We start from the raw sequence: 11,943 nt of genomic DNA, 5'->3' as shown, positions 1-11,943 counted from the left end.
TTTTCCTTTAAGGTTGTTTCGAATTATTCACTTAGTGATGAGGAATTATTGGAAATTGAGTTTCCTGGGGAGCGTCACAGCGCAATAAATGCTTTAATGGGTTCTATTCTCAACAACAATGACTTCCCAGCGAACAACGCGCAGTACAGGCAATAAGTCATAAACCATAAGCAATTAGCCATAAGCAACAAGCAACAAGCCATCTATTTTTAAAGCGACAACACATTAAGGCAGTCATATGCAAAACGATGTCTCTTCTACGCTCGACTCAAACCAGCGACAGACTCAAAAGAATCCCGATGCCAAACCTGAGAAAAAAAGCCTCAGTATTTTGTTTGAACTGAGTAAATTCATTCAGCCTTACAAAGGTCGTGTTATTGCCGCGTTGATCGCGTTGATCTTCACAGCGAGCTTAACCCTCTCAGTCGGACACGGTATTCGCCTTCTTATCGACCAAGGTTTTAGCCAACAATCACTCTCAGATTTGGGCAGCGCAATTCAGTTCATCATGGTCGTGGTCGTGTTGATCTCGATTGGTACGTTCTTCCGCTTCTATTTGGTTTCTTCTGTTGGGGAACGTGTGAGTGCGGACATTCGCTTATCGGTTTTCAATCATGTCGTAACGCTGCACCCGAGTTACTTCGAAACCAATGGCAGTGGCGACATCATGTCGCGCATCACAACGGACACCACTCTGCTTCAAAGCATCATAGGTTCGTCATTCTCTATGGCGATGCGCAGCGCGTTGATGTGTATTGGTGCGATCATCATGTTGTTTGCGACCAATATTAAGCTGACGTTGATTGTATTGGCCTCGGTGCCATTTATCTTGATTCCGATTCTTGTGTACGGGCGTCGTGTAAGAGCCCTATCTCGTCAAAGCCAAGATTCGATGTCTGATGTGGGTTCTTACGCAGGTGAAGCGATTGAGCACATTAAAACCGTGCAAAGCTATAGCCGCGAAGAGCAAGAGAAAGCATCATTCGCGGTTGAAGTTGAAAAGGCGTATGAGATTGGTCGCCAGCGTGTAAAACAGCGTGCGATTCTGATCTCTGGCGTTATCGTGATTGTATTCAGTGCTATCGCAGGCATGCTTTGGGTTGGTGGTAGTGATGTCATCAACGGCACCATGTCAGCAGGTGATTTAGCGGCGTTTGTGTTCTACGCAATCATGGTTGCTTCGTCATTAGGTACGATTTCAGAAGTGATGGGCGAACTGCAACGTGCGGCAGGTGCGACCGAGCGCTTAATCGAGATTCTGCAAGTTGAAAGCCATATCGTTGCGCCAGTTGCGAATCCAACTTCGCTTGCTAACGTAACGCCAGAAGTTGCGTTTGATGATGTGACCTTCTGTTACCCATCAAGACCGGACCAGCCCGCAACAAGCAACCTCACGCTCACTGCCCATGAAGGCAAAGTGTTGGCACTGGTTGGCCCATCTGGCGCAGGTAAAACCACCCTGTTCGAACTGCTGCAACGTTTCTACGACCCGCAAGTGGGTAAAGTCACCTTAGGCGGTGTTGAACTGAATCAGTTTGACCCGAACGAACTGAGAAAGCAGATGGCATTGGTGCCGCAGCAACCTGCTCTGTTCAGCAACGATGTGTTCCATAACATTCGTTACGGCAACCCGCAGGCAACAGACGAACAAGTTATCGAAGCGGCGAAGAAAGCACACGCGCATGAGTTTATTCAAAACCTACCTGATGGCTACAACAGCTTTCTTGGTGAGCGTGGTGTAAGGCTTTCTGGTGGACAGAGACAACGTATTGCGATTGCACGTGCCATCTTGAAAGATCCAAATATTCTATTGTTGGATGAAGCAACCAGCGCACTAGACAGCGAAAGTGAGCATCACGTACAACAAGCGTTAGAAGAGTTAATGCGTGGCAGAACGACGATCATTATCGCCCATCGATTATCAACAATTAAACACGCCGACCAAATTGCGGTGCTCGATAAAGGACAGCTAGTAGACATCGGCGACCACCAGTCTCTCATCAATAGCTGCGAATTGTACCAACGCTTAGTTGAGCTGCAATTCAAACACCTTAGTGCGTAATCATTGAGTGGATGTGCAACTAAGCCACTAACATTGTGTGGTTTCAAGCTTCAAAAACTTAAATCACACGTGTTGCAGTTTTGTTAATTTAGCGGTAGGGTTTTTATTCCAATAACAACTTATTCCGATGAAGGATAAGTAAATAACGTTAATTACACAGATAAGAATAAGAGAGTTCGCATGGAAGCACTATTATCTGACTACCCGGTAGTAACAGAAATCCCTGTCGCTTGGGGAGAAATGGACGCACTCAATCACGTTAACAACGCTGTATATTTTCGCTATTTCGAAACCGCTCGCTTAGATTTTTTCAAGCACGTTGAGTTGATGGAAGAGATGGCGATTACCAAAGTTGGCCCTGTTCTTGGTGACACTTACTGTAAGTATTTCCGCCCAGTCACGTATCCAGATACCTTGATGGTTGGCTCACGTGTGACCGATATTCAAGATGATCGGTTCACAATGGAATACGCGATTGTCAGTAAGGCTCAGCAGAAAGTGACGACCGTTGGCACTGCGACTATCGTGATGTTTGATTTTGCTTCGAACCAAAAAGCCCTGCTCTCGCTGCGCTTAACTAATGAAATCGAAAAGATGAACACGTTGAAGAGCCCATGCTTCAAACAAGAAGCCGTGACGGAATAACGTATTCGCTGATTGATAAAGACTCAGAAAATCTCAGACATTAAAAAGGCCACTCGATTGAGTGGCCTTTTGTTTATTGGTTTAGAGTGCTTATAAGTGGTTAAGCGTTATAAATCTTGCACGCTCTCGACCTTGAACCCTATAAACCTTGCACGTATTGAGCATTAGTTCGAACTTCAACCATCTGCTCTAGGTTCTGTTGTGAACCTTCCACGCCGTTCAGTAGCGCTTCGAAATGCTTGATAAGCTCGACTTTATCTTTCACTTCTTTAGAGCCCGCACCGATGTTGGTTAGGTCAATGAAGAACTCGTCGAACAGACCAGAGAAGTCAGTTACTGCATCATGGTTTAAGAACTGCTCGTGGTTGTAAATGCTTGGGTAGCCACCCTTCTGTTTATCAACCGCAAAAGAGATGCCTTTCACGTTGGTGATCGTGGTCGCTTTCTCACACTTCAACATACAACCCGCTTCAATGCTTGGCTTGTTACAACCCACGGTTCTTTGGAAGAAACACTGGCGGCTGGTCATCATCAAGATTGGGTGGTAAATGCTGTAGAACAGCTTGAAGTTCTCTGGGCGACGAATATGACGAATCTGACCTTTGTTGATCTCGTTCGAAATGAATGCGCCAGCACAGTTAAGCTCTTCTTTCAGAGTAACCAGTACATGAGAGTTGGTTGTGTTCATGAACGGGCCGGCAACCCACTCAATTCCCATCTCGTAAGCTTTGTAAGCAATACCCGTGTTGTTAGTCACGATGCGAGCTGGCTTGATCTCTTCAAGAATGCGAACCGCTTCGTCGTAATCTTTACCGATCAATACCGCTGGGAACCAAGGAATCAAACGTGGGTTTGCTGCCAAGATGTCGATGTACTTGTTACAACGCTTCTTAAAGCTTTCTGGAAGTTTGAAGTAAACATCCGCGTCAGTCACGTCACACAGGTGTAGGTCTTCCACATCCGCGATAAGCATCGACATAGTCGGCTTCTCGTTCACTTTAGGGTGCTGAGGCAGTGCTGGCACTTCAACGTGCTTAATCACTTCCACAGAGCCGTTCAGAATGAAGTCGATCTCGTCTTTCAGGTCTGAAACTTCTTTTAGAGGAATCAACAAACCTGCATCCACTTCACTGAAGTCGTAGCTTTCTAGCGTGTGAACTGCACTCTTCACGTTTTTGAACCGCTTCTCAAGTAGCTCTTGAGTGATCGCCTTCTCTTCAACCGCTTTCAATAGCGATTTAGATTGAAGGGTAAAGTTCTCTTTTGGCGTGTTCACTGTCACCGTAAATGGTTGCCCCACTTTTGCGCTGAACGACAGGGCTACTGGTGTCTTGCGAATATCAAGGAACTCGATCTTGTCACGCATTTCGTTACCAAGAACGTCTTTCGCTTGGTGAAGTTCGTTGGTCACTTCTTGAATCTGTACGACTGAGATTTCGTTGTTCTGCTCCGTCGCTTTCTCAACAGCGTAGTTCATGCTGTTGTCGCGCGGGTTATCGATGAACATATCTTTCGTTAGGTTGCCCTTTAGGAAAGAGTTGGTGAAATCACGGTTGAATACTTTGTGCAGGTTCGAATCGTCTTCGATCAACAAACCACTTTCTACAAAGCTATCAATCTGTTTACGCCATGTGTCGACCACAGTGTAAACATAGTGTGCGCCTTTAATACGGCCTTCTACTTTCAGTGAGTCGACTTTCGCATCAACCAATTCAGGTAGGTCGTAGTAAGCTGAGTTATCTTTCAGGTTAAGTGGGAACTTGTTGCCCGCATTGGTGATTTCGTATTCATCACGACACGCTTGGCTACAACGACCACGGTTACCTGAGTTACCCACACTTACTGAGCTTGAGTAACATTGACCTGAGAATGCGATACACAGAGCGCCATGTACGAACACTTCGGTTAGTACATCGTGATCGTGTGCCACTTCCGTCAGCATCTTGATTTCAGGCAGGTTCAACTCACGAGACAAGTTAACGCGTGTCGCGCCAATCTTAGACAAAAACTTAATCTGGCCTTCGTTGTGCGTAGTTAACTGAGTCGACGCGTGAACGTCTAATGATGGGAAATGCTTCTTAACCAGGTTGAATAAACCCAAGTCTTGAACAATGATGCCATCCACTTTGGTGTTTACAAGCTGGTTCAGCAGTTTAGTGATACTCTTAGTCTCATGCTCCAGTAGCACAACGTTAAGAGTCAGGAACACTTCACAGCCGTATTCATGAGCAAGGCGAATCACACCATTCAATTCGTCTAACGATAGGTTAGAGGCTCTGTTACGAGCGTTGAATGTGTCTAAACCACAATAAACTGCATTAGCACCCGCTACGATGGCGGCTTTTATCGCTTCTACATCGCCACCTGGGGCTAATAACTCAATTTTTCTGCTCATTTTTGAAGTCGCTCACTTACTTATAATTTTTAAGCCGCGTATTCTACCCACATCACGATCTCTTTACCACCGTACAACACTTTTCAAACTAAATGACCTCAATAATGCCGAACGAATCCGATCTACCTATCCTTTATTCTTTGCGCCGTTGCCCTTATGCAATGCGCGGACGAATGGGCATCGCACTATCACAACAAAAAGTGTTACTTCGAGAAATCGTTACCAAAGACAAGCCTAGCGAACTATTGGCCAGTTCGCCAAAAGGAACAGTCCCTGTATTGGTGTTACCCAATGGACAAGTCATTGAACAGAGCCTGGATGTGATGAACTGGGCACTTCAACAAAACGATCCTCAAGATCTTCTGTGTTCAAGCAATCCAACGCTTAGCGAACAAGTTCAGCAGCTCATTAAAACCAACGACGAAGAATTTATTGGTCACTTAGAAAAGTATCGTGCATCGGTTCGTTACCGAAACATCGATGTTGAACAACGCCGACAAGCCTGCGAAACCTTCATTAGTCAGTTAGAAGCGCGACTTACCGATCAGCCCTACTTTTTTGGAGAAAGCCCAAGCTTGGCCGATTTTGCGGTGATGCCTTTTGTCAGCCAGTTTGTACGAGTCGAAAAGAAGTGGTTTGTGAAATCTGAATATCAAAACGTAGGACGTTGGTTAAGAGCGCACCTTGAAAGTAAGCTCTACACCCAAGTCATGAAGCAATACCCTTTGTGGAATGAAACCAAGCAAGAATCTGTTTTTGGGTGACTTAAGGGTATCTGGGGGTGATTTAGGGGAATTCAGAGTTAGATAAGGCGTGGGTATTAAGGTGATTACGTGACACTGTATCTTCTTTGTAATGAGCAGACATTCAAAGGCTTAGCTTCCTCTTAACTGGATATCGCAGTCCTTTAACCGGATACAAGAGTCTAAGTTAAGCCTTTTGTTCATTTCAAACTGATCACTGAATCGCAATCGAAATCTCGACTTCAGTTTCACCTTTGTAGAGTTCAAAATCTGTTGTGTAAGTTCTCACATGTGGGCAGTCTGCAGCGTTGAAATACGCCCATACTTCACCCCATAGATCGATCACAGCTTGTGGTAATTCACCTTCAACAGAAAACGTTAAGTATTTGCCTGCTTGTATTTCGGTTTCGACAAGCGCATCTAAATTCTGATCCGTCAGTGCATTCGTACACGCAATAACATCAAACTCGCCCGTAAAGTCAGACTCGTAGTTAGTGTAAACGCCATACACTTTTGAATCCGGAGTTAATTTTGGAAACGCTTGGTCAAAAAAGCCCTGCCACAATTGCCCTATCTTGGCTTTGGCTGGGTCAATCTCATCGGTATTGGTGGTTCTTACTGAAAAACCATACGCCTTGACGGCTTCAATCATTTCTACTTTCATTCGTTTTATTCCTAAGCCAATCGACGCTGTAACTCTACTAAATTTTTAAATAATCTTAACTAATCTTGTATCTCTTTATGACCACACTTTTCACAGACAAGGTGGCGAGAAAACTCATCCATTGACGCGATAAACGGGCCAAGGAACCAACCTTTTATCACGCCAGCCCAAAACTCACTTCGCTTTTGATTGGGCTTATCTGCAAACGCACTCTTCTTTCGAACCAATATAACGACATGCTGTGTCTCTTCTCGGCACGCCGTGCAATAGCGTTGCTCTATCGTGTTATTCATTTGACAACCTATGACGCTTTAAATGAAACATGCTGAAAGTGAGGGTTGTCGACACAGACATCTAGTGTCGCTATTTGAGTTAATACGACAAGTTGTTGTTCGCCTTGAATACTGACTTTAATGCACTCTTCACGGCTGTCATTGCGCTGGGTATCTAACCCAACACATTCAATCTGCTCGCCAGACTTCAGCGTTAACTTGATTGGGTATCGGTGCATACACACAATCTCAATATAATCGTAATCGTTGCAACTAATCATAATCCCCCTCCAATTCATCCACCACGCTAATGCGACATGCCATACTATGCAATATGCATATAATCAATCGTTTACCTAAATCACATTGATGGTCGTCCGTAACTAAACCTACTTTCGAATTCGGTTTAATCAAGCTTTCTCATTCACGTTTCTTTTACTCACACCTGATTATTCTTTCATTGTTAAATAATAATCGAGAACAAAACAATGAAAAACATCAACCATTTACACGTGTTAGCTTTCTTAGGTTTAGTCGCTTCAATGATGGCATTTAATGCGAGTGCTGTCTCAGAAGTCGATGCGAGCCAATTCGCCAATGGCAAAACCAAATATCGACAGCTTTGTCAGGTGTGTCATGGCGACAAAGGTCACGGAGACGGGCCTACTGCCGCTTCATTACCACACAAGCCCGCTAACATTGCGAATAAACTGAGCGGCTTTTTTGCCAGTCCAAGTTCTTTAGCAGATGACATTTTAGAAGGCGATGTAGAGCAAGGCATGCCTGCGTGGCAAGGTGTGATCACCAAGCAAGATGCTCTGGATATTCTGACGTACGTAGATCTAATCCAATAGTAAACGCTGTTCCAATCGCGTTTTGAACAGATATTTCGGTTAATACTCCCCGTTCTATTGCGCTATCTATTTGATTGATTACACTCAATTTAATGGATAGTGAATAATACGGAATGTTATGACCTTTAAACCCCTAGCACTAAGTAGCCTGATACTTATTTCTACGACGACACACGCCGTCAGCTTTATCGATGAAATTGATGGCCAACTCGATATGGGAGAATACCTCGCAGAAAATGCCTACGGTTTTCTTCCTGTTCCCATTCTCATTACTGAGCCTGCGGTAGGATACGGTGGTGGCTTCACTGGCATCTTCATGCACGAATCTGAAGAGCAAAAAAACACGCGTAAACAACTCGCCGAAAAATCCATCGATGGCGGCGCGCAACTTCTTACTCCTGCAATCACTGCGGTTGGCGGCTTTGCGACAGAGAATGGCACTTGGATGGCGTTTGTTGGTCACAAGCGCAGCTGGAAGGAAGATTCCATACGCTACCTTGGTGGCTTGGGTTATGGCGATATCAACATGACCTTTTATCGCCAAAGCTCTCCGAACGCCTTATCGCCACTTGATCCAAACGAAGGTGTTGAGCTAGGGCTAAAAGGCATGGGCGGGATACAGAAACTCCAATTTAGAGTGCCCGACACCCAGTGGTTACTTGGGTTTTCTCAACAGTTCTTCGCGCCCACTCTTTCACTCAATAATCACCCTAAAGCGCAAGAGATCTTAAACAACATTGGTAACACGTCACCGACCTCTTCCGGTTTGGGTTTGATTGCAGAATACGACAGCAAGAACAGCTTCTTGAATCCGACGCAAGGCTACAACTATGTCGCAGAATACCTTTGGTTTGGTGATGCGATTGGCAGTGATTACACCTATCAAACGTTCAATTTAGAAGGGTTGAATTATTGGGAGTTAAACAAGGAGTGGAATTTAGCATTGCGAGGACAGTACAAATCATTGTCGACCAATGAACGCGTGCTTTCTCCTCAATATTACCCAGACATTGAACTCAGAGGTATCGCCCGTAATCGCTATCAAGGTGAACATACCGTCGCGGCAGAAGTTCAAGTAAGCAAACAGTGGACACCACGTTGGTCAACTGCCGTGTTTACGGGGATTGGCTATGCGGGTGACAGCAATAAAGACATGTTTGATCAAAGCTCACACGCGGCTTACGGCGTCGGCTTCCGTTACCTGATCGCAAGACGCTATGGTCTGATTTCAGGGATTGATATTGCGTTCAGTGAAGAAGATACCGCCCTTTACTTCCAAGTCGGTGCGGGTATCTAATTCATTACGCTGTGCTTACCCGATAAACTAAAGCGGCAACGATGAGACAAAGCGCTCAGGGAACAGTAATTACTTGAGCGCTTTCCAGTATTGGTAAAGCCCATCGATATCTGAAGAACACATCAACGACATTGCGCCTTTGATCTGTTCTTCGCTCCATTCCCACCATTTCATTTCTAGCAACTGAGCGATTTCAGTCTCATTGAAACGATAACGGATGTGACGCGCAGGGTTTGAACCAACAATCGAGTATGGTGCGACGTCTTTAGTCACAACCGCTCGACTTGCGATGATGGCTCCGTCACCGACCTTAACACCACTCATGATCATGGCTTCTGTACCAATCCACACATCGTTACCAATCACGGTATCACCAGAGCGTTCAAAGCCGTCTATCGCGCCTTCAAACTTCTCATCGTCTTGATAGAAGAACGGGAAGGTACTCACCCACTGATTTTGGTGGCCTTGGTTGCCCGCCATCATAAACACAGCGCCAGATCCAATCGAGCAATAGCTACCGATGATCAGCTTATCGATGTCGGTTCTATCCGGTAATAAGTAACGCGCACAGTCATCAAAGCTGTGGTTATGGTAGTAACCCGAGTAATAGCTGTGCTCGCCCACGATGATATTTGGGTTGGTCACTTGTTCTTTGAGTGACTTTCCAACAAACGGGCTCTCAAAATAGTTTTTCATTTTTGTACTCTTAGTTTCGTTCTTTTAGTTAGGTACTTTTGTTGCGTGTTTATGGTTTTAACTGGTTTATCTTAGTGTAAAGGGCAACGCGCCCTATCGACCGCCCGCAATATCAATAAACGAGCCGGTGACATACGACGCTTCGTCTGACAATAACCATGCGATAGAGTTAGCGACTTCTTCTGGTGTACCACCTCGTTGTAATGGTAGCTGCGAAGCGAGTCTGTCTACGCGATCAGGCTCTCCGCCGTCTGCGTGCATCTCAGTATAAATACAACCCGGCCTTACGCCATTTACTCGGATATTGCGTGAAGCCAATTCAAGCGATAAGCCTTTGGTCAGTGAATCCATCGCACCTTTCGATGCAGCATAATCCACATACTCAAACGGTGCGCCTGTGCGAGAAGCGGCAGACGATACATTGACGATCGAACCCGCGCCATCAGCTTGTTTGATAAAGGCTTTACTGCACAGAAAGCAGCTTGATACGTTGGACTTCATCACCTTTTCAAAGCGATCCAGTTCAATATCAACCAATGGTGACTGAGTAAACAAGATCCCGGCATTATTGACCAAGTGCGTCACTGGGCCCAGCTTGTTACGAGCAATCTCAAATAAAGATTTCACGTCCGATTCAACAGACACATCCGCACGCACGCTAATCGCGGTTCCGCCTTGTTCACGAATCTCGTTCACTAGCTCTTCAGCTCGCGACTCATTGTGTATGAAGTTAACGCATACAGCATAGCCTTTACTGGCCAATAGTTTAGACGTCGCTGCGCCAATGCCTCGGCTTCCGCCGGTTACAATCACTACCTTGTTCAATGAAACCTCCTAATGTTTACTTATTCTGTGCAACCTGATTATTCGATACGACCTAGTTGTTCGTGACAAACTGATCGTGTCGATACAAATTAATTGCTCGACACAACCTGAACCCACTGCGACCGCCACGCCGGCGCTTCGAATGGGTCTGGCCAAAACTCAGTTTGCTTTTGAATAAAACCATCAACCACCGTGTGAAAGGTAATCACTCGGCCTTTCAACACACTGTCAGTGACCGAAACGTCCGTTACTACAGTATCACCTTCACAGACAATTGAATTGAGCGCGAACTCCCAAACACCATTAGCTGGGTATTCAGCATTGACTGCCGTGAAGTTGTCGCGCCCTACCGTCAATTCAGACGACTGAGGCCAATAGCCTTCAAAATCTGCGGCTAGCCATTCACTCGCCTTTTCAAAATCATTACTGCGCATTGCATCCCAAAATCCTAATACCACTTGTTTTGGTGTCATTATTCTTCCTTAAATTCATTTACGTGTGGTGATTTTTAAACGTCTGCTTCGTTATGTGTACTTAGATTTCTATGCGAACTTAACTTTCTATGCGTACTTAGTTTTCTATGCGTACTTGCTAATGATCGTTAAAAGATCATCGACACAGTTAGCAATGTAGTCCGGCTTGGTTTGCCAATTTTCAGGCTCAGATCGGCTATAACCTGCGGCTACGGCAATCACTTTTGCATTGTTACCCAGCGCGGCTTCAATATTGCGAGCAAACTGTGTGTCCGCTTCATGGTCACCGATGTACATCAAACAAAGCTCGTTGGTATGATCAACGCCAAATATGTTCTCGACACATTTCACACCACCAAATGGATGGGGTTTTTGGTTGCCGTTCGAGACATCGTCATAACCCACGACCGATTTAAACAAATCGCCGATGCCATAACTGTCGAGTACACCACGAATATTCAATTGAGAGTTTTGAGAGCAGATCCCATGTGGAAGATGAGCGAACTGATTAACCACAGTTTCCATTCCTTCAAACAAGGCAACGGCTGTTTGGTTTTTCTCTTGATGCTCTGCCCACATTCCACCAGCGATCAACATTTCATCGTGTGATAAACCGTAATAGTCGACATATAAGGCTTGCCAGTTTTTTGCCCCGTGGTTGGCTTCATGATAAAGCGCTTCGCTAAGCAAATATTTAGGTAAGTTGTCACCTGACAAGTGTGGCGCGACTAAAGAGATAATGTCTTTTGTGATTGCGATATTCTTTGGAACGGAATTAACTAAGGTTCCATCGTAATCCCACAGGATGGCATCTAACTTCATACACTATCTCTTTGTTTCGATTAATAATTTGAATTTATCATTCATAAGCCTATTGAGGGAAATCTTATTGTCTTGAATTTCGAAATTTGTCGAATAGGAGCAAAGCTAGAGAACAAACCGTGACTAGCAAACAAAAACCAAACTGCCTTTGCTAACATCACTGCTTTATCAATTGCAATATATGCGTATAATCCC

At 45.0% G+C, this 11,943-nt stretch carries 13 protein-coding genes; 5 read left to right on the top strand and 8 right to left on the bottom strand.

What is annotated here, in order from left to right; genetic code table 11:
* Positions 1–238 precede the first annotated feature (238 nt).
* Both MSG34_RS14080 and MSG34_RS14075 read left to right on the top strand, forming a co-directional pair.
* Positions 239–2,062: an ABC transporter ATP-binding protein/permease gene (locus MSG34_RS14080; RefSeq protein ID WP_048611124.1), complete on the top strand. Its 1,824-nt coding sequence runs from the start codon at positions 239–241 to the stop codon at positions 2,060–2,062.
* A gap of 180 nt (positions 2,063–2,242) precedes the next feature.
* On the top strand, positions 2,243–2,707 hold the full coding sequence (locus MSG34_RS14075; protein ID WP_048615837.1) for an acyl-CoA thioesterase: 465 nt from the start codon (positions 2,243–2,245) through the stop codon (positions 2,705–2,707).
* 139 nt (positions 2,708–2,846) lie between these two features.
* Here the strand turns inward: MSG34_RS14075 and MSG34_RS14070 are convergent, their stop codons facing one another.
* Positions 2,847–5,102, bottom strand: a complete 2,256-nt coding sequence (locus MSG34_RS14070; protein ID WP_248338025.1) for a peptidase U32 family protein — start codon at positions 5,100–5,102, stop codon at positions 2,847–2,849.
* Between the two features lie 173 nt (positions 5,103–5,275).
* Here MSG34_RS14070 and MSG34_RS14065 point away from each other — a divergent pair, with 173 nt between their 5' ends.
* Positions 5,276–5,866 (top strand): glutathione S-transferase, encoded by a 591-nt coding sequence (locus tag MSG34_RS14065; protein WP_248338194.1) that lies wholly within the window; start codon positions 5,276–5,278, stop codon positions 5,864–5,866.
* A gap of 193 nt (positions 5,867–6,059) precedes the next feature.
* Here the strand turns inward: MSG34_RS14065 and MSG34_RS14060 are convergent, their stop codons facing one another.
* Genes MSG34_RS14060 through MSG34_RS14050 form a run of 3 tightly spaced genes read right to left on the bottom strand, consistent with a single transcriptional unit; the run spans position 6,060 to position 7,062 of the window.
* Positions 6,060–6,509 (bottom strand): GyrI-like domain-containing protein, encoded by a 450-nt coding sequence (locus tag MSG34_RS14060; RefSeq protein ID WP_248338023.1) that lies wholly within the window; start codon positions 6,507–6,509, stop codon positions 6,060–6,062.
* A gap of 59 nt (positions 6,510–6,568) precedes the next feature.
* A complete protein-coding gene (locus tag MSG34_RS14055) occupies positions 6,569–6,802 on the bottom strand; it encodes a hypothetical protein (protein WP_050052510.1) in 234 nt (77 codons plus the stop codon).
* Between the two features lie 8 nt (positions 6,803–6,810).
* Positions 6,811–7,062: a Rho-binding antiterminator gene (locus MSG34_RS14050; RefSeq protein ID WP_048611134.1), complete on the bottom strand. Its 252-nt coding sequence runs from the start codon at positions 7,060–7,062 to the stop codon at positions 6,811–6,813.
* Between the two features lie 207 nt (positions 7,063–7,269).
* On the opposite strand from MSG34_RS14050, the gene MSG34_RS14045 reads away from it, so the two are divergent.
* Positions 7,270–7,635 (top strand): cytochrome c, encoded by a 366-nt coding sequence (locus MSG34_RS14045; RefSeq protein WP_248338021.1) that lies wholly within the window; start codon positions 7,270–7,272, stop codon positions 7,633–7,635.
* Between the two features lie 118 nt (positions 7,636–7,753).
* Positions 7,754–8,932 (top strand): BamA/TamA family outer membrane protein, encoded by a 1,179-nt coding sequence (locus tag MSG34_RS14040; RefSeq protein WP_248338019.1) that lies wholly within the window; start codon positions 7,754–7,756, stop codon positions 8,930–8,932.
* 69 nt (positions 8,933–9,001) lie between these two features.
* Here MSG34_RS14040 and catB read toward each other — a convergent pair whose 3' ends face one another.
* The 4 genes from catB to MSG34_RS14020 all read right to left on the bottom strand — a co-directional run bounded on the left by catB (position 9,002) and on the right by MSG34_RS14020 (position 11,748).
* Positions 9,002–9,628: a type B chloramphenicol O-acetyltransferase gene (catB, locus tag MSG34_RS14035; RefSeq protein WP_019823525.1), complete on the bottom strand. Its 627-nt coding sequence runs from the start codon at positions 9,626–9,628 to the stop codon at positions 9,002–9,004.
* A 93-nt stretch (positions 9,629–9,721) separates the two neighbouring features.
* On the bottom strand, positions 9,722–10,453 hold the full coding sequence (locus MSG34_RS14030; protein WP_050646665.1) for a glucose 1-dehydrogenase: 732 nt from the start codon (positions 10,451–10,453) through the stop codon (positions 9,722–9,724).
* 89 nt (positions 10,454–10,542) lie between these two features.
* Positions 10,543–10,926, bottom strand: a complete 384-nt coding sequence (locus tag MSG34_RS14025) for a nuclear transport factor 2 family protein (RefSeq protein ID WP_248338017.1) — start codon at positions 10,924–10,926, stop codon at positions 10,543–10,545.
* Between the two features lie 105 nt (positions 10,927–11,031).
* Positions 11,032–11,748, bottom strand: a complete 717-nt coding sequence (locus MSG34_RS14020; protein WP_248338015.1) for an HAD family hydrolase — start codon at positions 11,746–11,748, stop codon at positions 11,032–11,034.
* Between the last annotated feature and the right edge of the window lie 195 nt (positions 11,749–11,943).

Origin of the sequence: Vibrio sp. 1CM2L (assembly GCF_023161695.1) — a bacterium.
Lineage (GTDB): Bacteria > Pseudomonadota > Gammaproteobacteria > Enterobacterales > Vibrionaceae > Vibrio > Vibrio coralliirubri.
Note: the sequence above shows the minus strand (reverse complement) of the source record. Positions and strands in the feature narration are given on the sequence as shown.

Coding starts and splice junctions, on each gene's coding strand:
- MSG34_RS14080 (WP_048611124.1), top strand. CDS start 239: ATGCAAAACGATGTCTCTTCTACGCTCGACTCAAACCAGCGACAGACT.
- MSG34_RS14075 (WP_048615837.1), top strand. CDS start 2,243: ATGGAAGCACTATTATCTGACTACCCGGTAGTAACAGAAATCCCTGTC.
- MSG34_RS14070 (WP_248338025.1), bottom strand. CDS start 5,102: ATGAGCAGAAAAATTGAGTTATTAGCCCCAGGTGGCGATGTAGAAGCG.
- MSG34_RS14065 (WP_248338194.1), top strand. CDS start 5,276: ATGGGCATCGCACTATCACAACAAAAAGTGTTACTTCGAGAAATCGTT.
- MSG34_RS14060 (WP_248338023.1), bottom strand. CDS start 6,509: ATGAAAGTAGAAATGATTGAAGCCGTCAAGGCGTATGGTTTTTCAGTA.
- MSG34_RS14055 (WP_050052510.1), bottom strand. CDS start 6,802: ATGAATAACACGATAGAGCAACGCTATTGCACGGCGTGCCGAGAAGAG.
- MSG34_RS14050 (WP_048611134.1), bottom strand. CDS start 7,062: ATGATTAGTTGCAACGATTACGATTATATTGAGATTGTGTGTATGCAC.
- MSG34_RS14045 (WP_248338021.1), top strand. CDS start 7,270: ATGAAAAACATCAACCATTTACACGTGTTAGCTTTCTTAGGTTTAGTC.
- MSG34_RS14040 (WP_248338019.1), top strand. CDS start 7,754: ATGACCTTTAAACCCCTAGCACTAAGTAGCCTGATACTTATTTCTACG.
- catB (WP_019823525.1), bottom strand. CDS start 9,628: ATGAAAAACTATTTTGAGAGCCCGTTTGTTGGAAAGTCACTCAAAGAA.
- MSG34_RS14025 (WP_248338017.1), bottom strand. CDS start 10,926: ATGACACCAAAACAAGTGGTATTAGGATTTTGGGATGCAATGCGCAGT.
- MSG34_RS14020 (WP_248338015.1), bottom strand. CDS start 11,748: ATGAAGTTAGATGCCATCCTGTGGGATTACGATGGAACCTTAGTTAAT.